20 protein-coding genes are annotated in these 24,827 nt (G+C 67.6%); 8 read left to right on the forward strand and 12 right to left on the reverse strand.

What is annotated here, in order from left to right; all coding sequences use genetic code 11:
- Positions 1 to 506 precede the first annotated feature (506 nt).
- Together JOY29_RS07795 and JOY29_RS07800 are read left to right on the forward strand one after the other, a co-directional pair.
- Positions 507 to 2,420 carry a cellulase family glycosylhydrolase gene (locus JOY29_RS07795; protein WP_300972966.1) on the forward strand — a complete coding sequence of 638 codons (1,914 nt, stop codon included), beginning with the start codon at positions 507 to 509 and terminating at the stop codon, positions 2,418 to 2,420.
- Between the two features lie 83 nt (positions 2,421 to 2,503).
- Positions 2,504 to 3,652, forward strand: coding sequence for a DnaJ domain-containing protein (locus JOY29_RS07800; protein ID WP_300972967.1), 1,149 nt, complete (start codon positions 2,504 to 2,506; stop codon positions 3,650 to 3,652).
- Here the strand turns inward: JOY29_RS07800 and JOY29_RS07805 are convergent, their stop codons facing one another.
- From JOY29_RS07805 to JOY29_RS07815, 3 genes are all read right to left on the reverse strand, one after another.
- Positions 3,653 to 5,074 carry a mannose-1-phosphate guanylyltransferase/mannose-6-phosphate isomerase gene (locus JOY29_RS07805; RefSeq protein ID WP_300972968.1) on the reverse strand — a complete coding sequence of 474 codons (1,422 nt, stop codon included), beginning with the start codon at positions 5,072 to 5,074 and terminating at the stop codon, positions 3,653 to 3,655. It lies immediately after the preceding gene.
- A 68-nt stretch (positions 5,075 to 5,142) separates the two neighbouring features.
- Complete coding sequence (locus JOY29_RS07810) at positions 5,143 to 5,751, reverse strand: polysaccharide biosynthesis/export family protein (protein WP_300972969.1); 609 nt, start codon at positions 5,749 to 5,751, stop codon at positions 5,143 to 5,145.
- A gap of 189 nt (positions 5,752 to 5,940) precedes the next feature.
- On the reverse strand, positions 5,941 to 7,467 hold the full coding sequence (locus JOY29_RS07815; RefSeq protein WP_300972970.1) for a polysaccharide biosynthesis C-terminal domain-containing protein: 1,527 nt from the start codon (positions 7,465 to 7,467) through the stop codon (positions 5,941 to 5,943).
- Positions 7,468 to 7,652: 185 nt separating this feature from the next.
- On the opposite strand from JOY29_RS07815, the gene JOY29_RS07820 reads away from it, so the two are divergent.
- The 3 genes from JOY29_RS07820 (at position 7,653) to JOY29_RS07830 (ending at position 12,690) form a co-directional block, all read left to right on the forward strand.
- Positions 7,653 to 9,452, forward strand: a complete 1,800-nt coding sequence (locus JOY29_RS07820; RefSeq protein WP_300972971.1) for a WecB/TagA/CpsF family glycosyltransferase — start codon at positions 7,653 to 7,655, stop codon at positions 9,450 to 9,452.
- A 134-nt stretch (positions 9,453 to 9,586) separates the two neighbouring features.
- Positions 9,587 to 11,308, forward strand: coding sequence for a type I secretion system permease/ATPase (locus JOY29_RS07825; protein ID WP_300972972.1), 1,722 nt, complete (start codon positions 9,587 to 9,589; stop codon positions 11,306 to 11,308).
- Positions 11,305 to 12,690 carry an HlyD family type I secretion periplasmic adaptor subunit gene (locus JOY29_RS07830; RefSeq protein ID WP_300972973.1) on the forward strand — a complete coding sequence of 462 codons (1,386 nt, stop codon included), beginning with the start codon at positions 11,305 to 11,307 and terminating at the stop codon, positions 12,688 to 12,690. The genes JOY29_RS07825 and JOY29_RS07830 overlap by 4 nt, the downstream gene beginning before the upstream one ends.
- Here the strand turns inward: JOY29_RS07830 and JOY29_RS07835 are convergent.
- The gene (locus tag JOY29_RS07835; protein WP_367280009.1) at positions 12,687 to 13,157 is read right to left on the reverse strand and encodes a DUF411 domain-containing protein; all 471 of its coding nucleotides are present in this window, start codon (positions 13,155 to 13,157) and stop codon (positions 12,687 to 12,689) included. The two genes, JOY29_RS07830 and JOY29_RS07835, sit on opposite strands and share 4 nt — an antisense overlap.
- 96 nt (positions 13,158 to 13,253) lie before the next feature.
- On the opposite strand from JOY29_RS07835, the gene pgl reads away from it, so the two are divergent.
- Positions 13,254 to 13,955, forward strand: coding sequence for a 6-phosphogluconolactonase (gene pgl / locus JOY29_RS07840; protein ID WP_300972974.1), 702 nt, complete (start codon positions 13,254 to 13,256; stop codon positions 13,953 to 13,955).
- A gap of 22 nt (positions 13,956 to 13,977) precedes the next feature.
- Here the strand turns inward: pgl and fghA are convergent, their stop codons facing one another.
- From fghA to JOY29_RS07855, 3 genes are read right to left on the reverse strand one after another with little or no spacing between them, the layout of a single operon-like run.
- Complete coding sequence (gene fghA / locus JOY29_RS07845) at positions 13,978 to 14,805, reverse strand: S-formylglutathione hydrolase (RefSeq protein WP_300975505.1); 828 nt, start codon at positions 14,803 to 14,805, stop codon at positions 13,978 to 13,980.
- A gap of 5 nt (positions 14,806 to 14,810) precedes the next feature.
- On the reverse strand, positions 14,811 to 15,200 hold the full coding sequence (locus tag JOY29_RS07850; protein WP_300972975.1) for a VOC family protein: 390 nt from the start codon (positions 15,198 to 15,200) through the stop codon (positions 14,811 to 14,813).
- An 18-nt stretch (positions 15,201 to 15,218) separates the two neighbouring features.
- Positions 15,219 to 16,331: an S-(hydroxymethyl)glutathione dehydrogenase/class III alcohol dehydrogenase gene (locus JOY29_RS07855; RefSeq protein ID WP_300972976.1), complete on the reverse strand. Its 1,113-nt coding sequence runs from the start codon at positions 16,329 to 16,331 to the stop codon at positions 15,219 to 15,221.
- A 72-nt stretch (positions 16,332 to 16,403) separates the two neighbouring features.
- Between JOY29_RS07855 and JOY29_RS07860 the strand changes: the two genes are divergently transcribed.
- Positions 16,404 to 17,162 (forward strand): SDR family NAD(P)-dependent oxidoreductase, encoded by a 759-nt coding sequence (locus JOY29_RS07860; protein ID WP_300972977.1) that lies wholly within the window; start codon positions 16,404 to 16,406, stop codon positions 17,160 to 17,162.
- Between the two features lie 31 nt (positions 17,163 to 17,193).
- Here JOY29_RS07860 and JOY29_RS07865 read toward each other — a convergent pair whose 3' ends face one another.
- On the reverse strand, positions 17,194 to 19,272 hold the full coding sequence (locus tag JOY29_RS07865; protein WP_300972978.1) for an acetyl/propionyl/methylcrotonyl-CoA carboxylase subunit alpha: 2,079 nt from the start codon (positions 19,270 to 19,272) through the stop codon (positions 17,194 to 17,196).
- Positions 19,273 to 19,381: 109 nt separating this feature from the next.
- Entirely contained in the window at positions 19,382 to 21,517 is a 2,136-nt protein-coding gene (gene scpA / locus JOY29_RS07870; RefSeq protein WP_300972979.1) for a methylmalonyl-CoA mutase, read from the reverse strand.
- A gap of 74 nt (positions 21,518 to 21,591) precedes the next feature.
- On the opposite strand from scpA, the gene JOY29_RS07875 reads away from it, so the two are divergent.
- Positions 21,592 to 22,290 carry a hypothetical protein gene (locus JOY29_RS07875; protein ID WP_300972980.1) on the forward strand — a complete coding sequence of 233 codons (699 nt, stop codon included), beginning with the start codon at positions 21,592 to 21,594 and terminating at the stop codon, positions 22,288 to 22,290.
- A gap of 22 nt (positions 22,291 to 22,312) precedes the next feature.
- Here JOY29_RS07875 and JOY29_RS07880 read toward each other — a convergent pair whose 3' ends face one another.
- The 3 genes from JOY29_RS07880 to JOY29_RS07890 form a co-directional block, all read right to left on the reverse strand.
- Positions 22,313 to 22,561 (reverse strand): hypothetical protein, encoded by a 249-nt coding sequence (locus JOY29_RS07880; protein ID WP_300972981.1) that lies wholly within the window; start codon positions 22,559 to 22,561, stop codon positions 22,313 to 22,315.
- Positions 22,561 to 22,980, reverse strand: coding sequence for a methylmalonyl-CoA epimerase (gene mce / locus JOY29_RS07885; RefSeq protein WP_300972982.1), 420 nt, complete (start codon positions 22,978 to 22,980; stop codon positions 22,561 to 22,563). Before mce ends, JOY29_RS07880 begins: the two co-directional genes overlap by 1 nt.
- Before the next feature lie 231 nt (positions 22,981 to 23,211).
- Positions 23,212 to 24,744, reverse strand: a complete 1,533-nt coding sequence (locus JOY29_RS07890) for an acyl-CoA carboxylase subunit beta (RefSeq protein WP_300972983.1) — start codon at positions 24,742 to 24,744, stop codon at positions 23,212 to 23,214.
- Between the last annotated feature and the right edge of the window lie 83 nt (positions 24,745 to 24,827).

The raw sequence follows: 24,827 nt of genomic DNA on the forward strand, positions 1-24,827 counted from the left end.
GCAAGCATCCGGACGAACTTGCCTGAGACCTGATCTGCAGCGATTGCGATCTTCTCGTGCTTCAATGACCCCTCCCAACGGCGATGCCGCAAGCCTCGGTTCAGATCCCGCGATCCCGAACTGCAACAGTCTAGATATGACCCTTGACCTGGGCAAGGTTAAACAAACGTTAAGGTGCGGCACCTGCCAGCCTTGTGATTCGATCCGACTTCCCGCTGACGATCGTTACGGACCCGAAATCGACCAAAGTCATAGTCATTTCGTGTCCAGAACGGTATTCGTCGATGTAAACTGACGTGTCGTCGTGAATAGCTTCAGAGTGTTTACGCCGAACAGATCTTTGTTCCCCATTTCGGCTCTAGTTCGCACCAATTCGTCGTTACCCTTCTGAATCGCTCACCGTAGGTCTTTCTTAAGAACCTTCGTTCGATGATTGCCTCCGGAACGGGACGGCAGCTGCGCCGCCCGAAACTCAAACGGCCCTGTCCCGGGGGGGATGCGTTAAGATGATCGGTATCAATCTTTCTGGTGCGGAATTTGGTAGCGGCATTGGCGGCACCAACGGCACCCAGTATCACTGGACTACTCTGTCGGAGCTGCAATTCTACCAGAGCAAGGGCGTGGACCTCATCCGCGTCCCCTTCACCTGGGAGCGGATGCAGCCGACGCTCGGGGGTCCGCTCAGCGCGACCGAACTCGGCTATCTCAAGACCCTGCTCGCCAATGCCGCCAGCCTCGGCATGGACGTCATCATCGATTGCCATAACTACGGCCGCTACAATGGGCAGCCCTTCGGTGCTTCCGGGGGTCCGACTGCAGCGCAGTTCGCCGACTTCTGGACCAAGCTCGCCAACGAGGTGAAGGGCTACGGCTCGCTGGTCGGCTACGACCTGATGAACGAGCCGCACGACATGCCGTCGCCGAGCGCCTGGAAGAATGCGGCTCAGGCGGCCGTCGATTCCATCCGTACCGTCGACACGTCCAAGACCATCTTCGTCGAAGGCAATGGCTGGTCGGGTGCGTGGAGCTGGCAGCAGATCAATGCCGACTTCATCATCAACGATCCCGCCAACAAGCTGGTCTACCAGGCGCACCAATATTTCGATCGCAACAGCAGTGGCACCTATGCCGGCAGCTACGACCAGGAAGGCGCCTATGCCATGGTCGGCGTCGACCGGATGAAGCCATTCGTCGACTGGCTTAACCAGCATGGCTTCAAGGGCATGATCGGTGAGTTCGGTGCGCCGAGCAACGATGCGCGTTGGCTCGAGGTCACGAAGAACGCCGTCGATTACATGAATGCCAACGGCCTGATCGGGACCGCCTGGGGTGGCGGCACGTGGTGGCCGAGCAATTATTCGATGTTCATGGGCGCGCCGGGCCAGACGGACTCCGGCTATCTGAACCTGCTCGAAGGCTATTTCACGCCGTGGAGCAGCTCGGCCGGATCGTCAGCGCCTGCTCCTGCTCCGACCCCGACTCCGACTCTGACCCCACCGCCCGCTTCGGTGATGGGCTGGATCGAAGGCACGGTCCGCGCCGACCAGCTCCAGGGCACGGCAAATGCCGAGGGCATCCGCGGGCTCGACGGCAACGACACGATCGACGGCCGCGCCGGCGGCGACATCATCGACGGCGGCAATGGCTTCGACACCATCAGCTATGGCAATTCGTCCGCGGCGGTCGATGCCGACCTCACCCGCGGCAGTCAGCTGGGGGGTGACGCGGCTGGCGACATCCTGACGGGGATCGAGGCAATCACCGGCAGTTCCTGGGACGACATCCTGCGCGGCAACGGCGCCAGCAACACGCTGGACGGCGGTGCTGGCGCGGATATGCTCGAGGGTCGCGGCGGTGCCGACACGCTGAACGGCGGCACCGGCATCGACACTGCAAGCTATGCGGGATCGGGCGCGTTGGTCGACGTCAACCTGTACCGCTCAAGTCAGCTCGGCGGCGATGCGGCTGGCGACAAGCTGGTGAGCATCGAGAACATCATCGGGTCGCGCTTCGGCGACCGCATCACCGGCAGCGGGGCGGCCAATCTGCTCGACGGCGGTGCCGGTGACGACTGGCTGAACGGAAGCTGGGGTGCGGACACGCTGAAGGGTGGCACCGGCCGTGATCGCTTCATCTTCGACTCGGTCGGCAACGCCAAGGGCGACCGGGTGCTGGACTTCAACGGCGCCGAGGACAAGCTCGACTTCGGCACGATCGACGCCAACACCAAGATGAGCGGCAACCAGGCCTTCACCTGGATCGGCACCAAGGGCTTCACCGGCTCGGCGGGACAGCTGCGGACCTATTCGGACGGCAGCAGCACCTATGTCGCAGGTGACGTGAACGGGGACGGCGTGGCCGATTTCAGCGTGGCGCTGAACGGCACCATCGGGCTGATGAGCTCGCACTTCTACCTCTGATGCGAGGACCGGGTCGGCGGCCAGCAGGTCGCCGGCCCGGTCGGAGCGTGGCACCGCCATCCCTGCTCCCGCGTTGTGGGGCCATGGTCTCCACCAAGCCTTCTCTCGATTATTATGACATCCTTGGCGTCCCAACGAACGCCGCGCAGGATGATATCGCCGCCGCCTATCGTGCGCGCATCATCGGCGTGCGCGACGTTGCGGGATCAGGCGAACAGACCCGGCAGCTCAACCTCGCCTATCGCGCGCTCAGCAACCCCGATCGGCGCCGGAGCTACGACGAGGCGCTTGGCGTCAGGACCGCCGATCCCCTGCCGCAAGCCGGGGTCGCCGGTGCCGACGAAGACGCCTTTCAGGAGCCCGCGCCTCAGCATGACGGCTGGCACGATGGGGTCGCCCACGACGATTATGTCGATGACGAGCCCCCGCCGCGGCGGCGTCGCGGGCCTGCCCTACTGCTGATCGCCGGCCTGGCGATCGCCCTGCTGCTTGCCGGAGCCTGGGCGACGGGCATGTTCCAGTCGGACCAGCCAGTGCAGGTCGCGGGTGCGGACCAGGGTGGCGGGACGACCCCGGCGAATGGCGGTCCCGAAGCTCGGCCGTCCAGCCCTCTTGGCGAACTTGCCGAGGCCATCGGCGCCCTCGCTCCGGGTCAGCAGCGCCCGGACGAGGGCACGCCAGCCGAGGCAGAGGGCACGATCACGGCCTCCGGGACGACGGCAGTGCCGCAGGAGCAGGCGACTTCCGGCACCGATGCGGCGGCGCAGCAAGCTGGCGAGGAAGGTGGCGATGCGCCAACCCTGGCCGAAGGCGGCGAGCCGGCGACGGCCGAGCCCGAGGCGGCCGCGGCCGAAGAGGAACCCGCGCCGGCGGCTCCGGCCGAGCAGCCGGCCCCTGCCCCGGTCGAGCCGGCCCGTCCCGAACCGGCTCCGCGCGCACCGCCGCTGAGCCTCAGCTCGGGTCCGCGGCTGCTGAGCGGCGGGCTCAGCAACAGCGACAATCAGGGCGGGCGCTTCACCGGCACGGTCGGCGTGCGGCTGCTGGTCGGCGCCAATGGCAGGGCGCAGGGATGCCGGGTGACCCGCTCGAGCGGCAATGGCGCGCTCGACGCCACGACCTGCCGGCTACTCCAGCAGCGGCTCTATTTCGCGCCGGCGCGGGACGGCAGCGGCAACGCGATCAACAGCGTGGTCGAATCGACCCACGTCTGGGGATCGCGCCGCCGGCGCTAGTCAGGCGCGGCCGTATTCATCGTCGAAGCGGACGATGTCGTCTTCGCCGAGATAGGGGCCGCACTGCACCTCGACGAGTTCAAGCGGCACCTTCCCCGGGTTCGCCAGGCGATGGGTGGTACCGGCCGGGATATAGGTCGACTGGTTTTCCTGGAGCAGCTGGATCTTGTCGCCGACGGTCACCTCGGCGGTGCCGGAGACGACCACCCAATGCTCCGAGCGATGATAATGCATCTGCAGCGAGAGGGTCTCGCCGGGTGCGACCAGGATATGCTTGATCTGGAAGCGCGAGCCGCGATCCTTGGTTTCGTAGCTGCCCCACGGCCGCTCGACCCGCGAGGGTAAGGTGGCGAGGTCGCGCTTGTCGCGCTTCAGCTGGTCGACCACTTCGCGCACATCGGCGGCACGATCCACCGGCGCGATGAAGACCGCGTCACGGGCGGCGATCACCGCCATTTTCTGGAGGCCGACGGCCGCGACCGTCACGCTGCCTTCGGCGCGGATGATCGACTCGCTGGTGTCGATGGCGATGATGTCGCCCTGAAGGGCATTGTCGTCAGCATCCTTGTCGGCGAGCTGCCAGACGGCGCCCCACGAACCGACATCCGACCAGGCCATGTCGACCGGCACCACGAAGGCGCGCGCAGTCTTTTCCATGATGCCGTAATCGATGGAGATGTTGGGGGCCGCCTCGAACGCCTCGCGCTCGGGCCGGACGAACTTGCCGTCAATGCTCTTGCTCGCGAGGGAGCGGCTGACCGCCTCGACCAGTTCGGGCATCAGCTTGGCGGCTTCGTCGCGCAGGGACGAGGCACGGAACAGGAAGATGCCGCTGTTCCAGTAATGGCCGCCGCGGCTGAGGTAATCCTCCGCCGTCTGGCGATCGGGCTTCTCGATGAACCGGCGGACGGGACGCGCTTCGCCGATGCCCGGGCCGTCCTCGCTGACTTCGATATAGCCATATTGTGTGTTGGGCTCGGTCGGTCGGGCGCCAAAGGTGACGATGCCGCCCTGGTCGGCGGCCGCAATGCCGCTTTCGACCGCTGCCGCGAATGCCTGCTGGTCCTCGATCATGTGATCGGAGGGAAGCAAGAGCAGCAGGTCGTCCTCGCCGCGATCGAGCGACCAGATTGCTGCCAGCACCGCCGCCGCCGCCGTGTTGCGACCCTTGGGCTCGAGCAGGATCGCCTCCACCGGAACGCCCGACTGTTCGAGCTGGCGCTGGATGAAGAAGCGATGATCCTCGCCGGCGATCACAATCGGCTCGCGGAATTGCGTGCCGGTCACGCGCAGTGCCGTCTCCTGGAGCATGGTACGCTCGGTGGAAATGGGCAGGAGCTGCTTGGGAAAGCTTTCCCGCGAGATCGGCCACAGGCGGGTCCCGGAACCTCCCGACAGGATGACGGGACGAATGCTGGTCACAGGCGACAAACTCCTTTTGGCCCCGGTGAGGGACCGGCGTGGGGGACAGAACGGCGGCCGCGAGGCCGTCAGAAGATGAACGGAACGAAGGAGCCGAGCGGCACCGAGCTCAAATTCTTGAGGAAGCGCCGCGTGGCGTTCTCGCCGACGACAACGATGTCGTTGCCGTAGATTTGCGGATCGGTGACCCGCCCCGCGCGGATCTGCCGAAGGCTGAACAGCGCCGCCATCTGCTGATTGTTGACGCGGCGGAAGACCACCACATTGTCGAGATTGGCGATGTCGTCCGCGCCCTTGGCCGAAGCGATCGCCTGCTGCAGCGTCATGCGCCCGACGATCGGGTAATTGCCCGGATCGCGAACGGCGCCATCGACGGTGACCGTTTGGCCGACCGCCTTCTTGATGTTCACCGTGACCTGCGGATCGCGGATATACTTGCCGCGCAGCTGGTCGGCGATGGAGCCGGCCACCTCGGTCGGGGTCCGGCCGCCGGCGACCACGGTGCCGACCAGCGGCAGCGACAGGTTGCCGGCCGCGTCGACCTCGCCTTCGCGCCGCAGTTCGGGCGCGCCGAACACTTCGACGATCAGTTCGTCACGCGGGCCGATGCGATAGTTGGAAAAGTCGAGGTTGGTGGTGGTGTTGCCGGGTGCCGGAAGGGCCTGGCTGACCGACACTGCCCGGCTGTCGGGCCCAAGTGCGGGAGAGCCGGCACATGCCGAAAGTCCAACCACGAGGGCGAGAGGGGCTGCGCGAACCATACTGACCATTGTGAATCCCATTCGTTACAACCCTGCCTTGCGGCACCGAAACGACTGGGAGGCTCCCCTGTTCCGCCGCGCCTGTGGACGGGGCCGATGATGCAGCTAGGATCGGCCGCCCGCTCGAAGCAGCCAGCTGGCCGGGCTTCTCAGGGACGAAGGAAGACGGTGGAGGATCGGCAGCAGTTGCTCCCGCTCACGAGTGCCGAGCGGCAGCAGCATCGCGGCGGCGGTCAGATAGACGAGGCCTCCGCCGGCGAGCGATGCAAGGATCGCCAGCAGGCCGCTGCCGAGCCACCAGCCGATCAGTTGGGTGACTCCCGCGCCGATGAGGCCGGCTAGCATGATGCGGACGATCCAGTTCCAGGTGACGAGCCGCTCGACCAGCCGGTTGGCGGAGCGGACGTTGAGAAGGCCCATGAACGCCTGGGCCACCAGCCGGCCGAGCGCCGCGCCGATCAGGCCGAAGGAAAGGGCGAGCGCACTGCCGGCGACGACCGTGACCACCGCTCCTGCCGCGCCGTTGCGGGCAAGCGCGCGATTGCCGTCGGCGGCACTCAGGACGCTGGCCACGACCAGCGTCAGCGCCGAGCCTAGTCCGGCAAGGCAGAGAATGGCGGCGGTCGCTTGCCCGCCTGCAAAGGCCGGCCCGAACACCGTCCCGATCGCTTCGGGCGCGGCAGCGGCGGCAATCAGGCAAGCTGGGAGCAGAAGCGACAAGGCGAGCCGCACCGCCGTGCGGCTCGCGGCCTCGAAACCGCCTTCGCTGTCGCGTGCGGCGCGGACGATGTTGGGTAGGAGTGCATTGGTGATCATCTGGCAGACCTGCAGCAGCAGGGCGGCTATGGTTGTCGCCGCGGTGAACAGACCGACCGCCTCGGCACCGATCGCCTGGTCGACGATCAGGGTGTCGGCGCGTACCCACAGCAGGGGCGAGAAGAGCGTGGCGATATAGAAGGACAATGCATAGCGGTGCATCGTCGGCTTGTCGGGGAGCGGCTCGGTCGGGCGTGAAAGCTTCACCCGGGCAAGGCCGAGCAGCGTCGGCAGGCTGAACAGGATGTAGGCGGCGAAGGCGCCGTTCGCCCCGTAGAGCAGGCTGCCGGCAATCGCTCCGCCAATCTGCAGAACGGAACCGATGGTGGCGTAGAGCGAGATGGTGCCGAACGCCCGAATCCCGCGCAGGAAGTGGAACGTGAAGGCGTAGAGCATGTGGACGACAAAGCAGACGAGGACGAGGGCGCAGAAGACGAGCCCCTCGGCCGGGCTCGAGGCATATTTGCTGACGATGTCACCCCAGTAGAGCCAGAGGATAGCGGCGGTGAGCAGCAGGCCGCCGGCGATCGCCCGGACCAGGATGCCCAGGGCGTAGCCAGCAAGATGCCGCGCTGCCCGTTCCTCATTGTCGTGCGGGCATTCGGCCGCGAACCGCGCCACCGTGCCGCCGATCCCCAGGTCGGCGAGGATAGTGGTGAGGAAGACGAGCCACAGGGCCATGCCTACCGTCGCCGTGCCTTCGACGCCGAGCAGTCGAGCGACGATTACCGACGCGGCGAAGGAGCCGACCGCCCCGATCAGGCCGGAAAGGACGCTCTGCGAGGCATTCTTGAGCACGTTTGAGAAAAAATTCATGCGGGAAAAGCGTCCTGCCTCAATCGATATTCGTCCGTTACGACCCGTGCGACGCAACCCTTCGCGCCTATAGGAGTAGTTGGCCTTGCACCGCCGCTCGTTTGTAGGGGCGTAACGAACGCCTAAAGGTCGGATCATTGAAGATTGTTCACGTCGTTCGTCAATTTCATCCCGGCATCGGAGGGATGGAGAACTTCGTCGAGCAGATCGCCATGCGGCAGGTGGCGGCGGGCCACAAGGTGCGCGTGGTCACCCTCAACCGCATCTTCGACGATGGCGAGCACCGGCGGCTGCCGAAGCGCGAAGTCTGGAACGGCGTTGAGGTCATCCGCATCGCCTTCGCGGGTTCGCGTCGCTATCCGCTTGCGCCGGGAGTCATGGCCGCGCTGTCCGAAGCCGATATCGTCCATGTCCATGGGGTCGACTTCTTCGCCGACTATCTCGCCGCCATGCGCGCCGTGCACGGCAAGGCGATGGTGCTGACCACCCACGGCGGCTTCTTCCACACGAGCTTCGCGCGCGGGCTGAAGGAGGTCTATCTCAAGACCGTCACCCGCGCTTCCCTCAGCCAATATGGCGCGGTCATCGCCTGCAGCGCGGAGGACGAGCGAATATTCTCGGGCGTGGCGGGCGAGCGGCTGGTGCTGATCCCCAATCCGGTCGACGTCGACAAGTTCGCCGGCCTCGCCGATCCGTCCAGCGAGACGATCATCTATTTCGGCCGGCTCGCTCCCAACAAGGAGGTCGGACGGCTGATCGACTGGTTCGCCGGCCTCGCCGAGCGTAACCCCGGCGCCCGCCTGATCGTCGCCGGCAAGCCGATGGGGGTCGACCCCGACGTGCTCAGGGCGCGTGCGCGCGACAAGGGGCTGGGCGACCGGTTCGAGCTTCACGAAAGCCCGAGCAACGACGCGCTCCGTGACCTGATCGCCCGCAGCGGCACCTATGCCTGCGCCTCCTCCTACGAGGGCTTCGGCTTGGCGGCGGTCGAGGCGGCCAGCGCGGGCCTCTTTCCCCTGCTCAACGACATTCCTCCATTCGCCGACACCCTGTCGCGGCTTGGCTACGGCATGACGGTCGACTTCGCCGACGACGCAGGCTGGCCCGCCAGCTACGACAGGCTCGCGCGCGAACGAGCCGCGTTTCGGCACGACTTCACCCCCCACGAGATACGAGAGAGGGTCGCCCCGTTTACGTGGGAGGCGGCGTTGCCGCGTTTCGAGGAAGTCTATCGAAAAGTCCTCGGCAACACCTCCCGCCGGATCGGCAATGTCGAGGTCAGCGTGCTGGAGCGCGATGCGGCGGTGGAGCGGATCCTGTCGGCGGTGGAGCGGCGCGAGCCGGCGCTGGTCACATTCTGCAACGCCCACACCGTCAACCTCGCCCGCCGCGACCCGGAATTCCGGGAAACGCTCAAGCCGTTCCTCATTCTCAACGACGGAATCGGCGTGGACCTCGCCAGCCGGAGCCTGTTCGGCCGCGCCTTTCCCGACAATCTCAACGGCACCGACTTCACCCCCCACCTGCTCGGCGCGGCCAAGAGCCGATTGTCCGTCTATCTGGTCGGCAGCCGCCCGGGCGTTGCCATCGAGGCCGGCCACGTGCTGAAGGAGCGCTTCCCCCACCTCGAGATCGCCGGCACCCGCGACGGCTTCTTCCAGGAGGAGGAGGAAGCCTCGCTCACCGAGGCGATCCGCGCTTCCGGCGCGGACCTGGTGCTCGCCGCCATGGGCCAGCCGCGGCAGGAACAGTGGGCCGCGCGCAACGCCGCGGCGCTGAACCGGCCGATCATCTGTGTCGGCGCCTTGCTCGACTTCATCGCCGCGAAAGTACCCCGCGCACCCGACATGGTCCGCCGGATGCGGCTCGAATGGGCGTTCCGGCTGGCGCAGGAACCGCGCCGCCTGGCCAGCCGCTATCTCCTTGGCAACGCGACCTTCCTTGCCGGCATGATCCGGCAGAAGCTGACCGGCACACGAATCTGACCGGTAAGGCCAATCTGCGGAATTCGCGGAAAAGCGCCGAAGCGAGTAATTGCCGGCACTTTCGCGATTGCTGGAGGGCCGCGCAAAATGCCAAGGGAATCAAGGCGAAGGCCGATTCGCAACGGAAAGCTTGAATGATACCCCAGTGGGTCCGCACCAGTCCGACGATGCGGGTGGCAATGCAGGCTTGCCGCCGTCACCTGCGATTCGCTGCCCTCTTCAGCGCGCTGCTCAATCTCCTGATCGTCGCCCCGATGCTGTACATGCTGCAGGTCTACGACCGGGTGCTGCCGACGCAGGGCGTCGCGACCCTGCTCCTGCTGACGCTGGCGCTGGTGATTGCGCTTGGCACCATGGCGGTGCTGGAGGCGATCCGCTCGCGGCTGCTGGTGCGGGCCGGACTCCAGCTCGACCGCGAGCTGTCTGGCCTGGTCATGCGGGCGAGCCTTCGCCAGACCGACGGTTCCCGCCTGTCGCGGCAATATCTGCGCGAGTTCGACACCCTTCGCCAGGCGATGACCGGGCCGGCCATGCACGGCCTGTTCGATGCGCCGTGGGTGCCGATCTACACGATCGTCGCCTTCCTCATCCATCCGTGGATCGGCGTGCTGTCGATCGCCGGCACCCTGCTCATCCTGGCGCTCGCCTGGCGGAGCGAGAATAGCACGCGGGCGCCGCTCCAGCAGGCCAATGCGGCGGCCGGGCGGAGCTATGCGATCTATGACGGCTCTCTCCAGTCCGCCGACGTCGCCCGCTCGCTCGGCATGAGCGAGGCGCTGGTGCGCGGCCATCTGGCCGACCGCAACGAGATGGTCGGCCTGCAATATGGCGCCGGCATGATTTCGGCGCGGCTGACCGCCGAGAGCAAGTTCGTCCGGATGCTGCTGCAGAGCCTGGCCCTTGGCCTCGGCGCGCTGCTTGCGGTGAACGGCGAGGTCGGGGCGGCCGCCATCTTCGCCGCCAGCTTCATCGTCGGCCGCGCGCTGGCGCCGATTGACCAATTGATCGGCGGCTGGCGGACGATCGTCCATGCCCGCGCATCGATCGACACGCTCGACGAACTGCTGGTGCAGGCGCCCGGGCCGCATGCCACCACCCGCATGCCAAAGCCCGAAGGCCGGCTCGACGTCGAGCAGCTTGGAGTCGCCGGCGAGACGGAGAAGCCGATCCTGGCCGCCGTCAGCTTCCGGGTGGCGCCCGGCGAAGTGGTGGCGATCGTCGGGCCGAGCGGCGCGGGCAAGTCGACCCTGGTCCGCTGCCTTGCCGGCGCGCAGGTGGCGGATGTCGGCTTCATCCGCTTCGACGCCGCCGAGCAACGCGACTGGGATCCCGCCCAGCTCAGCAGCGAGGTCGGCTTCATGCCGCAGGAGACTTCGCTCTTCGCCGGCTCGATCAAGGACAATATCAGCCGCTTCGAGGCGCGCCTGGGGACGAACGCGAGCGACGTTGACGAGGCGGTCATCGCCGCCGCCATGCTGGCCGGCGCGCACGAGATGATCCTGCTCCTGCCCGGCGGCTACGATCACCGGCTTCCGGTCGGCGGACGCGGGCTGTCGGCAGGCCAGGCGCAGCGGGTGGCGCTTGCCCGTGCCCTGTACCGATCGCCCCGCTACGTGCTGCTCGACGAGCCCAATGCCAGCCTCGACGCGGAAGGCGACGCGCAGCTGACCACCACGCTCGAAGCGCTCAAGGCGGCCGGCACCACCGTGCTGGTCGTGGCCCACCGCCTGAGCCTGCTTCCGGTCGTCGACAAGATCCTCGTGCTGCGCGACGGGCGCGTAGCGCTCTTCGGCGGACGCGACGAGGTCATCCAGACCCTTCGCCGCGGTCCGGCCCAGCTGGCGGCAAACGCATGAACATGTTGCAGACCTTCGGCCGCGGCGGCCTTCCCGCCAACCCCGGCGGCTTGTCCGTAGCGGGCGAGACCCACCCGGCCGATGCAAGCCCCGAGCCCGACATCCGGCGCGGCCTCATCATCGCTTTCCTCTTCTTCGTGGTCCTGCTCGGCTGGGCAGCCTTCGCCCGGCTCGACGCGGCGGCGACGGCCGGCGGCAAGCTGGCGGTCTCGGGCCAGCGCCAGACCATCCAGCACCGCGAGGGCGGCGTCGTCTCCGACATCGGGGTGCGCGAGGGCCAGAAGGTGCAGCAGGGCGAGGTTCTCCTCCGCCTCGCCGGCGCCGACGTCCGCGCGCAGGAACGCTCGCTCGCGGCGCAGACCATCTCCCTCCTCGCCCAGCGCGCACGGCTGCAGGCCGAGCAGGCCGGCACCCGCGTCATCGTTCCGCCAAGCGAGTTCACGCCGCTGACCGGCGACGACCGGCGCGACGCCGAACAGGCGCTTCGCCTCCAGGCCTCGCAGCTCAACACGCGCCTCGCGGTGCTGTCGGCCCAGCGTGGCGTGCTCGGCCAGCGCGCATCGCAGGCGTCGAGCTCGGGCCAGGGCTACAGCCGGCAGGTGGCCGCGATCGACGAGCAGCTGCGGCTGATCAACGAGGAATTGTCGAGCCTGCAGACGGTCGCCGAGCAGGGCTTCGTGTCCAAGTCGCGGCTGCGCGCGCTGGAACGGTCGCGCGCCGAGCTGCAGGGGCAGCGCGGACAATATACGGCAACGGTCGCCCAATCCGGCAGCCAGGTCGGCGAGAGCCGGCTGCAGGCGCTGGAAGCGCAGCGCGACTATGACCAGCGCGTCGCCGACGAGCTGCGCGATGTCGAGACGAAGCTGGGCGACCTGCTTCCCCGCTGGAACGCGGCGCGCGACCAGCTGGCCCGGACCGAGCTTCGCGCCCCGGTATCAGGGACGGTGGTCGGCCTGTCGGTCTTCACCCGCGGCGGCGTGATCGCGCCGGGCGAGAAATTGATGGACATCGTGCCCGACCAGGCGCCGCTGACCATCGAGGCGCGCGTGTCGCCGAACGATGCCGACGACGTGCGCGCCGGCCAGCGCGCCTTTGTCCGCTTCGACAGCCTGCATGAGCGCTCGCTGCCGCCGCTCGAGGGAGAGGTGCGGCGGATCTCGGCCGATGCCTTCACCGACGAGCGGACCGGCGAGAGCTTCTTCACGGCGGAGGTGTTCGTGCCCGTGTCCGAGCTGCGCAAGATCGACCAGACGGGCGGTTCGCACGTGCTTCGCGCCGGCCTTCCGGTGAATGTCGAAATCCCGATCCGCAAGCGGACCGCGCTCCAGTATATCTTCGAGCCGCTGACCGGTGCCTTCCGCCGCTCGCTGACCGAACATTAGCTCGCGAACTTGGCGGTCCGTCCGGCGGCGTCGAAGGCGATCACATCGAACGGGTCCTTGCGCCCGCCCGGCACTTCCATGCCCGGCGACCCGGCCGGCATGCCGGGCACGGCGATGCCCTTCACGTTCCTGGGGCGGCGCTGGAGCAGGGCGGCGACGGCCGGCATCGGAACATGGCCCTCGACGACGAGGCCGCCGACCACCGTCGTATGGCAGGAGGCGAGCGCGTCGGGCACGCCCAGCCGGCGCTTGACCGCGGCCATGTCGGCGCTCGGCGCGACGGTCACCTTGTAGCCCGCCTTCCTGGCGACATCGGCCCAGGCCGAGCAGCAGCCGCAGCCCGGATCGCGATAGACGGTCATGGCGGGCCTGGCCGGCGCAGCGAGCGCGGGAGCCCCCACCATGCAGGCGGCGGCGGCGGCGCTGCCGACCAGGAACTGGCGGCGGTCGGGGGCTTGCATCGTCATGGCACCCAAGCTGGTCGCGCGCGCCGCCGAACGCAAGGCTGTTGACCCGACTCGGCTGCCGGACGAAGGCGGGCGCGAACGAAGGAGCGAGACGAGATGATCGAGGCCGAATGGTGGGAATATGACAGCGTCGCCGAGATGGCGGACGCCGTTGCCGGGGATGTCGGCTTCATCATCGAAAGCGCGATCGACGCCCGCGACGCCTCCCTGCTGGCCCTGCCGGGCGGAAAGACCCCGCTGCCGGTGTTCGACAAGCTGATCGCGTCCAAGCTGCCGTGGAAGAAGGTGACCATCGTCCCGACCGACGAGCGGCTGGTGGCGGTCGATCATGAGCTCAGCAACGCGCGCATGCTGGCGCAGCGGTTCATGCGGGCCGGCGCGCGGGTGATCCCGATCGGCGGCGAGAATTCCGATGTCGATGCCGCCGGCAATATCGCCGACGCCCGGCTGCAGGACCTGCCGTGGCCGCCGGACCTCGTCTGGCTCGGCATGGGCGCGGACGGGCATACGGCCTCGATCTTCGCCGGGCCCGACATGCAGAAGGCGCTGGATGCGCCGAATGCGCGGCGGGCGGCCGGCGTCCGCCCCGACCCGCTGCCGGCCGAGGCGCCGGTCGCGCGCGTCACCCTCACCCGTGCCGCCCTGCTGTCGGCGCGGACCCTGATCATCACCATCCAGGGCGAGGAGAAGAAGGAACTGCTCGAACAGGCGATCGCCGACGGCCAGTCGAGCCGTCTTCCGATCGGCCGGCTGCTGGCCGAGGCCGAGCAGCCGATCGACATTCACTGGGCGCCCTGAGGGACGCCCGGATCGGGATGGTCTAGCGGAGGCGCTCGGCCATCCAGGACAGATGCTCGGCCATGAAGGTCGAGATGAAATGGTAGCTGTGGTCGTAGCCGGGCTGGCGGCGGAGGGTGAGCTTCTGCCCGGCCGCCGCGGCAGCCTGCTCGAGCCGCTCGGGCCTGAGCTCGCGCTCGAGGAACGGGTCCGCGGTGCCGACGTCGACGAGGAGGTCGGGCAGGCGCGCGCCGCCTTCGATAAGTGCCACGGCGTCGTGGCGCTGCCAAACCGAACGGTCGGCGCCGAGATAGCGCGAGAAGGCCTTCTCGCCCCACGGGACTTCGGACGGCGCAACGATCGGCGCGAAAGCGCTGACCGCGCGGTAGCGGCCGGGCTGGCGGAGGGCGACGGTCAGCGCGCCATGGCCGCCCATGCTATGCCCGGTGATCGCCTGCGCGCCCATGTCGAGCGATGGAAACTCGGCCGCGACCAGCGCGGGCAGCTCGTCGGTGACGTAGCTCCACATGCGATAATGGGCCGACCAGGGCGCCTCGGTCGCGTCCACGTAGAAGCCGGCGCCCTTGCCGATGTCCCAGCCATCCTCGTCATGGACGTCATCACCGCGCGGCGAGGTGTCGGGCGCGAGGAAGGCAAGCCCGAGCGCCGCGCAGGCCGCCCGATACTCGCCCTTGTCGGTGACGTTGGCGTGGGTGCAGGTCAGCCCGGAAAGGTAGGTGACCAGCGGCACCTGCCCCTGTTCCGCCTGTGGAGGCAGGAACAGGGAGAAGGTCATCGGCGTGCCGGTGGCGCGGCTGTCATGCGTGATGACGAGCTGACGGCCGCCGTGGCTGCAGACGTCGGAAGCAATCGACGTCACGACTTGGCGGGCAGTCGGTGCATGGCGCAGATCTTGTTCCCGTCGGGATCGCGCAGGTAGGCGAGGTAGAGCTCGACCCCGGCGCCGGAGCGGATCCCGGGATCATCCTCGATCGGGGTGCCGCCGGCCGCGATGCCCGCCTCGTGCCAGGCGTGGGCCTGTTCCGGGCTGCTGACGGCGAAGCCGAGGGTGCAGCCGTTGCCGTGGGTAGCCGGCTCGCCGTTGATCGGCTTGGTGATGATGAAGATGCCGCCGTCCTTCAGGTACATCACCCGGCCCTTGGGATCGACCCGCCCCTCGCGGCCGCCGATGGCGGTGAGCAGGGCGTCGTAGAACTTCTTCGAGCGCTCGATGTCGTTCGAGCCGATCATCACGTGACTGAACATCTTTCCTCCCGCGTAAGATTAGTAGACCACGACGGCGCGAATGCTTTCCCCCGCGTGCATCAGGTCGAAGCCCTTGTTGATGTCCTCGAGGCTGAGGACGTGGGTGATCATCGGGTCAATGGCGATCTTGCCGTCCATGTACCAGTCGACGATCTTCGGCACGTCGGTGCGGCCCTTGGCGCCGCCGAACGCCGTGCCGCGCCAGTTGCGGCCGGTGACCAGTTGGAACGGCCGGGTGCTGATCTCCTTGCCCGCTTCGGCGACGCCGATGATGATCGAGGTGCCCCAGCCGCGATGGCAGCATTCGAGGGCGGTGCGCATCACTTCGGTATTGCCGGTACAGTCGAAGCTGTAGTCGGCCCCGCCGTCGGTGAGCTCGACGACCTTGGCGACGACGGCCTCACGGCTCATGCCCCTTGTGTTAAGGAAGTCCGTCATGCCGAACTGGCGGCCCCAGGCCTCACGGTCCGGGTTGAGGTCGATGCCGATGATGCGGTTGGCGCCGGCGAGCTTCGCGCCCTGGACGACGTTGAGGCCGATTCCGCCCAATCCGAACACGACGACATTGTCGCCGACCTGGACCTTGGCGGTGTTGACCACTGCGCCCACCCCGGTGGTGACTCCGCAGCCGATGTAGCAGCTGGTCTGGAACGGCGCGTCCTCGCGGATCTTCGCGACCGCGATCTCGGGCAGGACGGTGAAGTTCGAGAAGGTCGAGCAGCCCATGTAGTGGAAGATGGTCTGGCCCTTGTAGGAGAAGCGGCTGGTCCCGTCGGGCATCAGCCCCTTGCCCTGCGTGGCGCGGATGGCAGTGCAGAGGTTGGTCTTGCCCGACAGGCACGACTTACACTGGCGGCATTCGGGGGTGTACAGAGGGATGACGTGGTCGCCAGGCTTCACCGAGGTGACGCCAGCGCCCACCTCGCGGACGATCCCGGCTCCCTCATGGCCGAGGATGGAGGGGAAGATGCCCTCGCTGTCGAGGCCGTCCAGCGTATAGGCGTCGGTATGGCAGATGCCGGTCGCCATGATCTCGACCAGCACTTCACCAGCCTTTGGTCCTTCGAGGTCGAGTTCGACGATCTCGAGCGGCTGCTTGGGGGCGAAGGCGACGGCGGCACGGGTCTTCATGGGGCACTCCTTTGCCCAGCCTGTTGCCACGCCGGAGCGGCTCGGCCAAGCGGAAGCAGAGGAGAAAGAGCGATGGGCTTTGCAACTGGCAAGCATGCACTCATCACCGGTGGCGGCACCGGCATCGGCGCCGGCGCAGCGCGCGCCCTTGCGGCGGCAGGGGCGAAAGTGTCCCTGCTCGGCCGCCGCCGCGAGCCGCTCGCAGCGGTAGCGGCGGAGACCGGTGGCCGCGCCATCGTCTGCGACGTGACCGATCCGGAGGCGCAGGCCCGCGCCTTCGCCGAGGCGCGCGAGACGTTCGGACCGCTCGACATCGTCATCCTCAACGCCGGGATCGGTGACAGCCGGCCGTTCCTGCGGACCAGCCGCGACAGCTGGAATGCGATCATCGCGACCAACCTGACGGCGTTGTTCGATGGTGCGCAGCTGGCGCTTCCCGACCTTCAGGCCGAAGGCAAGAGACTGATCATCGTCGCCTCGGTAGCCGGCCTCAAGGGCGGCGCGATGGCGGCCCCCTACGCCGCGTCCAAGCATGGCGCGGTCGGTCTCGCCCGCAGCCTCGCGCTGGAGTTCGCCCGCACCGGCCTCACCGTCAACGCCATCTGCCCGAGCTTCGTCGACACGCCGATGGTCGACGACAGCGCCGCCCGGATCGCCGGCGCGACCGGGAAGAGCGTGGAGGAAGCCCGCAAGCTGCTGGCCAAGGCCAATGGCAACGGGCGGCTGATCACGGTCGATGAAGTGGCCCACGCGATCGTGCAATTATGCCTGCCGGGCGCAAGCGGCGTGAACGGCGCCTGCGTGACCATCGACGGCGGCACGAGCGCCTGAGCGTCACCCCGAGCCGGGTTCGGGGTGACGACTATTCGAACTCGACGATCACCTGGTCGACCGCGACGCTCTCGCCCGCGCCGACCGGCGTGGCCTTGACGGTTGCGGCCTTTTCGGCGCGGAGGATGTTCTCCATCTTCATCGCTTCCATGACGGCGATCGGCTGCCCGGCCTCGACCTTGTCGCCCGTCTTCACATCAAGCCTGGTCACCAGCCCCGGCATGGGCGCCAGCAGGAAGCGCGAGAGGTCGGGCGGGATCTTCTCGATCATGTGCCGGGCAAGCTCGGCGACCTGCGGGGTCATGACGGTGGCGCGGTGGGTCGCGCCGCGGGTCGTCATGGCCCAGCTGCGGCCATGCCGGGCGACCAGCACGGTACGGGAGCGATGGCCGATGCGGGCGCGCACCAGCCGCTGGCCGGGCAGGTAATCGGCATCGAAGGTGAGCGGCTCGCCCTCGTCCACCACCACCTTGTCGACCATGAAGCGGACCCGGTGTTCGGCCCCGCCGTCCAGCCGCACGACATGGTCGCGGCCGGCCGGTGCGGGGCGGCTCAGCTGCTGGTCGATCCGCAGCGCGCGGGCTTCATGGACGGTGCCGATGAAGGCGGCGATGGCGCTGAGGTCGGCGGTCAGCGCCTCGCCAAGCGGCGCACCGGTGAAGCCGTCGGGATATTCCTCGGCGATGAAGCCGGTGGTGATCTCGCCCGAACGGAAGCGCGGATGCTGCATCAGAGCGGAGAGGAAATCGACATTGTGGCTGATGCCGCCGATGTCGAAGGCGTCGAGCGCCTCCACCTGCGCGTCGATCGCCGCCTCGCGGGTGCGGCCCCAGGTGATCAGCTTGGCGATCATGGGGTCGTAGAACATCGACACTTCGCCGCCTTCGAAGACGCCGTCGTCGACGCGGGTACGGACCTGCTCCCTTCCCGCGTGCGGGAGGGGCCGGGGGAGGACTTGTTCGCTGGCGGAGGGTGACATGCCCTCCCCTAGCCCCTCCGGCGCGTGGGAGGGGGACGGAGGAGCGTAACGCACCAGCCGCCCCGTGCTCGGCAAGAACCCGCGATAGGGGTCTTCGGCATAGACGCGCGTCTCGACACTCCAGCCGTCGAGCCGCACCTCGTCCTGCGTGAAGGCCAGCTTCTCGCCGGCGGCGACGCGGATCATCTGCTCGACGAGATCGAGGCCGGTGATCTCCTCGGTGACCGGATGCTCGACCTGGAGCCGGGTGTTCATCTCGAGGAAGTAGAAGCTTTCCCCCGTGGGGTCGGCGCCGGAGACGATCAGCTCGACCGTGCCCGCGCTATGGTAGCCGACCGCGCGGGCCAGGGCGACGCACTGCTCGCCCATCGCCTTGCGCATCTGCGGCGTGACGAACGGACTTGGCGCTTCCTCGACCACCTTCTGGTGGCGGCGCTGAATCGAGCATTCGCGCTCGTTCAGGTAAAGGATGTTGCCGTGCCGGTCGCCGATCAGCTGGATCTCGATGTGGCGCGGGCTTTCGATGAACTTCTCGATGAACACGCGGTCGTCGCCGAAGCTGTTCAGCCCCTCGCGCTTGGTCGCCTCGAAGCCGTCGCGGACGTCCTGCTCGGACCAGGCGAGGCGCATGCCCTTGCCGCCGCCGCCCGCCGAGGCCTTCATCATCACCGGATAGCCGATCTCGCCCGCGATCCGCACCGCGTCGTCGGTGGTGGCAATGTCGCCGAGGAAGCCCGGCACGACGTTCACCCCGGCGGCCTGGGCGAGCTTCTTGGATTCGATCTTGTCGCCCATGGCGGCGATGGCGTTGGCCGGCGGGCCGATGAATTCGATGCCCTCCGCGCTCAGCGCTTCGACGAAGGAGGCGCGCTCGGACAGGAAGCCGTAACCAGGGTGCACGGCCTCGGCGCCGGTCGCCTTGCAGGCCTCGATGATGAGGTCGGCCCGAAGGTAGCTCTCCGCGGCCGGCGCCGGCCCGAGCCGCACCGCCTCGTCGGCCATGCGGACGTGCGGCGCGCGGGCGTCGGCGTCGGAATAGACCGCCACGGTCTTGATGCCCATGCGGCGCGCGGTGCGGATCACCCGGCAAGCAATTTCGCCGCGATTGGCGATGAGGATCTTGGAGAACATCGGCGCTTCCTATCACGTCACCCCGGGCTTGACCCGGGGTCCACCTGCCTTTGGCCGATGGACTAAGAACAAGGGGGATGCCGGATCAAGTCCGGCATGACGAGGCGGTTCACTCAGCCGCCTCGTCCATCGGCGGCTTGTTGTGCCCGAGCAGGCGGAGCACCTCGTCCGCCGCGTCGGCGAGGTTGGTGCCGGGGCCGAAGATGGCCTGCACTCCGGCGGCGCGAAGTTCGGCATAGTCCTGGGCGGGGATGACGCCGCCGGCGATGACCTTGATGTCGGGGGCGCCGAGGTCCTTCAGGTGACCGATCAGCTCGGGGATCAGCGTCTTGTGACCGGCGGCGAGGCTGCTGGCGCCCACGACGTCCACTTTCGCTTCGACCGCCAGTTCGGCGGCCTCGCGGGGAGTCTGGAACAAGGGTCCGGCAACGATCTCGAAGCCGAGGTCGCCGAAGGCCGAGCTGACGAGATTGGCGCCGCGGTCGTGGCCGTCCTGACCCATCTTGGCGACCAGCATGCGCGGCTTGCGGCCGAGGCGGCTGGTAACCGCGACCGTTCCCTGCTTCGCTTCTTCCCACGCGAGGTCGGCGCGCTGTCCGTAGATGCCCGATACGGGCGTGGGCGTGGTGGCGTAGCGGCCGAACGCACGCTCGAGCGCGTCGGATATCTCCCCCAGCGTGGCGCGGGCGCGGGCGGCCTCAACCGAGAGGGCGAGGAGGTTGGCGTTGGTGCGGGCCCCCTGCTCCAGCGCCTGCAGTGCGACCTGCACCGCCGCTTCGTCGCGGCTGGCGCGGATGCGCTCGAGCCGTTCGATCTGCCCGGCGCGAACCTTGGCATTGTCGACTTCGAGAATGTCGAGCTCGGCCTCTTCCGGCAGGCGGTAGCGATTGACGCCGACGATGACCTGCTCGCCCGTGTCCACCTTGGCCTGGCGCTCGGCCGCGGCTTCCTCGATCCGGCGCTTGGGCAGGCCTTCTGTCACCGCCTTGGTCATCCCGCCGAGCTCTTCGACTTCCTGGATCAGCGCCCAGGCCTTCTCCTCCAGCTCGCGGGTGAGCGCCTCGACATACCAGCTGCCGCCGAGCGGGTCGGCGACGGCGGTTATGCCACTCTCCTCGGCCAGGATCAGCTGGGTGTTGCGGGCGATGCGGGCCGAGAAGTCGGTCGGCAGCGCGATCGCCTCGTCGAAGCTGTTGGTGTGGAGCGATTGGGTTCCGCCGAGCACTGCGGCCAGCGCCTCCACCGTGGTGCGCACGATATTGTTGTAGGGGTCCTGCTCGGTCAGGCTGACGCCGCTGGTCTGGCAGTGGGTGCGCAGCAGCTTCGACTTCTCCGACTTCGCGCCGAGGTCGGTCATGATCCGCCCCCAAAGCGTGCGCGCGGCGCGCATCTTGGCGACCTCCATGAAGAGGTTCATGCCGATGCCCCAGAAGAAGCTGAGGCGCGGCGCGAAGGCGTCGATGTCGAGCCCGCTCTTCACCGCAGCGCGGACATATTCCATGCCGTCAGCCAGCGTGTAGGCCATCTCCTGCACCGCCGTCGCGCCGGCCTCGTGCATGTGGTAGCCGGAAATGGATATCGAGTTGAACTTGGGCATCTCGCGGCTGGTGAAGGCGATGATGTCGCTGACGATCCGCATCGAGGGTTCGGGCGGGTATATGTAGGTGTTGCGAACCGCGAACTCCTTGAGGATGTCGTTCTGGATGGTCCCGGTGAGCGCCTTGCGCTCGACCCCCTGCTCCTCGCCCGCGACGATGTAGAAGGCGAGCACCGGAAGCACCGCGCCGTTCATGGTCATGCTGACCGACATCTCGCCCAGCGGAATGCCGTCGAACAGCAGCTTCATGTCCTCGACGCTGTCGATCGCGACGCCCGCCTTCCCGACGTCGCCGGTGACGCGCGGATGGTCGCTGTCGTAGCCGCGGTGGGTGGCGAGGTCGAAGGCGACGGAAAGCCCCTTCTGCCCGGCGGCGAGGTTGCGGCGGTAGAAGGCGTTCGATTCCTCGGCGGTCGAGAAGCCGGCATATTGGCGGATGGTCCAGGGCCGGCCCGCGTACATGGTCGCATAGGGGCCGCGCGTATAGGGCGCGACGCCGGGGAAGCCGGGATCGATGCCGGCCGCGTCCTCGGGGCCGTAGACGGTCTTGAGCGTGATGCCCTCGGGCGTGGTGCGGCTGAGGTCGGCGCCGCGCGACTCCTTGGCAGCGAGGGTCTTCCAGGCGTCTTGAGCTAGTTTGTCGGTCACTCCCTTGCCCTAGCGCCGGGGGCGACGCCTGCCAATCGGCTGCACCCCATCACCGGCTGACACGTTGGACAGCGATGCGCGGCTTCGACTTCAGTTCATGGCAGGCAATCGGCACCACCCTGCTGGGCCTGTCGCTCATCACCATCATCGGAGTTGGCGTCCGGCTGCTGGCGATGATGACCATCCAGCAACGGCGCGAGCGCGAGAACCGCCAGATCAACGAGCGGCTGCGGACCCTAATCGCGGCCTACAAGACGCTTGGCGGCTCCTTTACCGGCGACTTGTCGGTCGACCCGACGCATCTGCGCGATCTGCGCCGCCGCGCTGCGGCGCAAGCCGACGAGGGCTTGCTTCTCAATGCCGAAAGCGCCGGCTCCGAACGCATGCGGCGAATGCGCGACGCAGTGGAGGCGGCGCTCGCCGACATCATCCTGCTCGGTACCGACGAGCAGGTGGCGCTTGCCACGAGCGCCGCGCAGGAACTGGTCGCCGGACGCCCGGTGCATACGGCCGAACTGGTGGTCGCCCTGCGCGACTTCATCCGCCAGGCACTGGGGCTCGACCCGGTGCCCGCCGGGGTCAGCGTTCCCCGGCAGGGGCCAACCCGCACGGCGGGCAGCGCTGGACGCGGGCGCGGCGAGGGAGCCAACGAGCGCGGCGGGCGCGGCAAAGGCGGTGGGGGCATGGGAATGGGAATGGGCATGGGGCTTGGCGTCGGCGGCGCCTCGGTGGGCTCCGGTGGAGCCGACTCAGACGCGCGAGAAGGGCGCTAGTTCTGGCGCCCGCGCCGCCTGTTCAGCGTCCCGAACGATAGCCAAGCCCGAGCAGCAGGTCGGCCGCGATGAAGAACAGCAGAACGAACAGTGCGCCGTTGATGAGAACCAGCCCCCAGAAGCGTGCATCGCCAGCTTCGGCACGCTTGAGGCGAATGCGGTAGAGCGGCACCTCGCCGGTTCGCAGCGCCAGCGCGATCCGTCGCAGGATCAGCACCGCCAGCACGGCGCACAATCCGCCGATCAGAAGCTCCTCGCCGCGCCCGCCCATCAGTGCGCCTGCTTGGGGCTTTCCATGATCTCGGTCAGCACGCCGCCCATGTCCTTGGGGTGGAGGAAGAAGATCGGCGTGCCGTGCGCGCCGATGCGGGTGGGACCTAGGATGCGGGTGCCGAGTCCCTCGAAGTGGGCGCGGGCCGCCTCGATGTCGGGCACCTCGAAACAGACATGATGCTGTCCCCCCTGCGGGTTCTTCTCGATGAACTTCGCGACCGGACTGTCGGCCCCAAGCGGCTCGATCAACTCGATCTGGCTGTTGGGCGCATCGACGAAGCAGACGCGCACGCCCTGCGCGGGCAATTCGAACGGCGGCGAGGACGGCTCGGCACCGAACAGTTTGCGATAGGTCTCGAGGCTACGCTCGATCGACGGGGTGGCGACCCCGACATGGTTCAGTCGGCCGAGTTTCATGAGCTACCTATCTCAAGCGCTTCGAGGGTTGTTGCGACAAGGGCGACCAGGCTCAAGCCCAGCCATAACCACTTGAACGCGATAAGGACTTTCGACCAGCGAGGCTCTAGTTCGCGGTCGGCGACGAATGCTGACTCCACGATCGTCCGCTCGGACGACGACTTCACCAGCTCGCGTCCAATCGCGAGGGACAGCAGGAGGAAGATCAGCGGCGGGAGCCAGGGGTCCAGGTCAAAGCGGGATATTGTCGTGCTTCTTCCACGGGTTCTCGAGCTGCTTGTCCTTGAGCTTGCGGAGGCCCAGCGCCACCTTGCGGCGGGTTTCCCGCGGCTGGATGACGTCGTCGATGAAGCCCATGCTCGCCGCCACGAAGGGGTTGGCGAAGCGGTCCTCATATTCCTTGGTGCGCGCGGCGATCAGGTCGGCGTCGTTGCGATCCTGGCGGAAGATGATCTCGACCGCGCCCTTGGCGCCCATCACCGCGATCTCGGCGGTCGGCCAGGCATAGTTCAAGTCGCCGCGCAGATGCTTGGACGCCATGACGTCATAGGCGCCGCCATAGGCCTTGCGGGTGATCACGGTGATCTTGGGAACGGTCGCCTCGGCATAGGCGAACAGCAATTTGGCGCCATGCTTGATGATGCCGTTATGCTCCTGCCCGACGCCCGGGAGGAAGCCGGGCACGTCGACGAAGGTCAGGATCGGGATATCGAAGGCGTCGCAGAAGCGGACGAAGCGCGCAGCCTTCTTGGACGAGTTGATGTCGAGCACGCCGGCCAGCACCAGCGGCTGGTTGGCGACCACGCCGACGGTGCGGCCCTCGATCCGGCAGAAGCCGATGATGATGTTGGCGGCATGGGCGGGCTGAAGCTCGAAGAAGTCTCCCTCGTCGGCGACCTTCCGGATCAGCTCGTGCATGTCGTAGGGTTGGTTGGCGCTCGGCGGGATCAAAGTGTCGAGGCCCGCATCGATCCGGTCCCATGGGTCCTCGGTCGGTCGCTCCGGCACCGACACCCGGTTCGACAGCGGCAGGAAATCGAAGAATTCCCGCGCCGCCAGCAGGGCGTCGATGTCGTTCTCGAGCGCGAGGTCGGCCACCGACGACTTGGTGGTGTGGGTGACCGCTCCACCAAGCTCCTCCTGGGTCACCACTTCGTTGGTGACGGTCTTCACCACCTCGGGACCGGTGACGAACATGTAGGATGAATCCTTCACCATGAAGATGAAGTCGGTCATCGCGGGCGAATAGACGGCGCCGCCGGCGCACGGGCCCATGATCAGGCTGAGCTGGGGCACCACGCCGCTGGCGAGCACGTTGCGCTGAAACACCTCGGCATAGCCGGCGAGGCTGGCGACGCCTTCCTGGATGCGTGCGCCGCCGCTGTCGTTCAGGCCGATCACGGGCGCGCCGACCTTCATCGCCGCGTCCATGATCTTGCAGATCTTCTGCGCGTGGCGTTCGGAGAGGGAGCCGCCGAAGACGGTGAAATCCTGGGCGAAGACATAGACCAGCCGCCCGTTGATCGTGCCGCTGCCGGTCACCACGCCGTCGCCGGGGAAGCGCTGGTCGGCCATCCCGAACTCGGTCGCATTATGTTCGACGAAGGCGTCCACCTCCTCGAAGCTGCCCTCGTCCAGCAGGACGTCTAGGCGTTCGCGGGCGGTCAGGCGGCCCTTGCTGTGCTGGGCGTCGATGCGCTTCTGCCCGCCCCCCATGTGGGCGGCCGCGCGCCGCCGTTCGAGTTCCGCGATGGTGCTGCTCATGGGATGCGCTCTTCGCTCTGGGATTGCGGCGCGTCAACTCGCTGGGAGATTTTGCTTTGATGCTTTGGACTTAGCCGAGGGAA

The sequence above is a fragment of the Sphingomonas sp. LHG3406-1 genome (genome assembly GCF_029637485.1).
GTDB lineage: Bacteria > Pseudomonadota > Alphaproteobacteria > Sphingomonadales > Sphingomonadaceae > Sphingomicrobium.

Excerpts from the sequence above, each read along its gene's own strand:
- JOY29_RS07830 (WP_300972973.1), top strand. The coding sequence starts at position 11,305 with ATGAACATGTTGCAGACCTTCGGCCGCGGCGGCCTTCCCGCCAACCCC.
- JOY29_RS07860 (WP_300972977.1), top strand. The coding sequence starts at position 16,404 with ATGGGCTTTGCAACTGGCAAGCATGCACTCATCACCGGTGGCGGCACC.
- JOY29_RS07850 (WP_300972975.1), bottom strand. The coding sequence starts at position 15,200 with ATGTTCAGTCACGTGATGATCGGCTCGAACGACATCGAGCGCTCGAAG.
- JOY29_RS07835 (WP_367280009.1), bottom strand. The coding sequence starts at position 13,157 with ATGACGATGCAAGCCCCCGACCGCCGCCAGTTCCTGGTCGGCAGCGCC.
- JOY29_RS07855 (WP_300972976.1), bottom strand. The coding sequence starts at position 16,331 with ATGAAGACCCGTGCCGCCGTCGCCTTCGCCCCCAAGCAGCCGCTCGAG.
- JOY29_RS07865 (WP_300972978.1), bottom strand. The coding sequence starts at position 19,272 with ATGTTCTCCAAGATCCTCATCGCCAATCGCGGCGAAATTGCTTGCCGG.
- JOY29_RS07875 (WP_300972980.1), top strand. The coding sequence starts at position 21,592 with ATGCGCGGCTTCGACTTCAGTTCATGGCAGGCAATCGGCACCACCCTG.
- JOY29_RS07820 (WP_300972971.1), top strand. The coding sequence starts at position 7,653 with ATGGAGAACTTCGTCGAGCAGATCGCCATGCGGCAGGTGGCGGCGGGC.
- pgl (WP_300972974.1), top strand. The coding sequence starts at position 13,254 with ATGATCGAGGCCGAATGGTGGGAATATGACAGCGTCGCCGAGATGGCG.
- JOY29_RS07815 (WP_300972970.1), bottom strand. The coding sequence starts at position 7,467 with ATGAATTTTTTCTCAAACGTGCTCAAGAATGCCTCGCAGAGCGTCCTT.
- JOY29_RS07880 (WP_300972981.1), bottom strand. The coding sequence starts at position 22,561 with ATGGGCGGGCGCGGCGAGGAGCTTCTGATCGGCGGATTGTGCGCCGTG.
- JOY29_RS07890 (WP_300972983.1), bottom strand. The coding sequence starts at position 24,744 with ATGAGCAGCACCATCGCGGAACTCGAACGGCGGCGCGCGGCCGCCCAC.
- JOY29_RS07795 (WP_300972966.1), top strand. The coding sequence starts at position 507 with ATGATCGGTATCAATCTTTCTGGTGCGGAATTTGGTAGCGGCATTGGC.
- JOY29_RS07825 (WP_300972972.1), top strand. The coding sequence starts at position 9,587 with ATGATACCCCAGTGGGTCCGCACCAGTCCGACGATGCGGGTGGCAATG.
- mce (WP_300972982.1), bottom strand. The coding sequence starts at position 22,980 with ATGAAACTCGGCCGACTGAACCATGTCGGGGTCGCCACCCCGTCGATC.
- JOY29_RS07800 (WP_300972967.1), top strand. The coding sequence starts at position 2,504 with ATGGTCTCCACCAAGCCTTCTCTCGATTATTATGACATCCTTGGCGTC.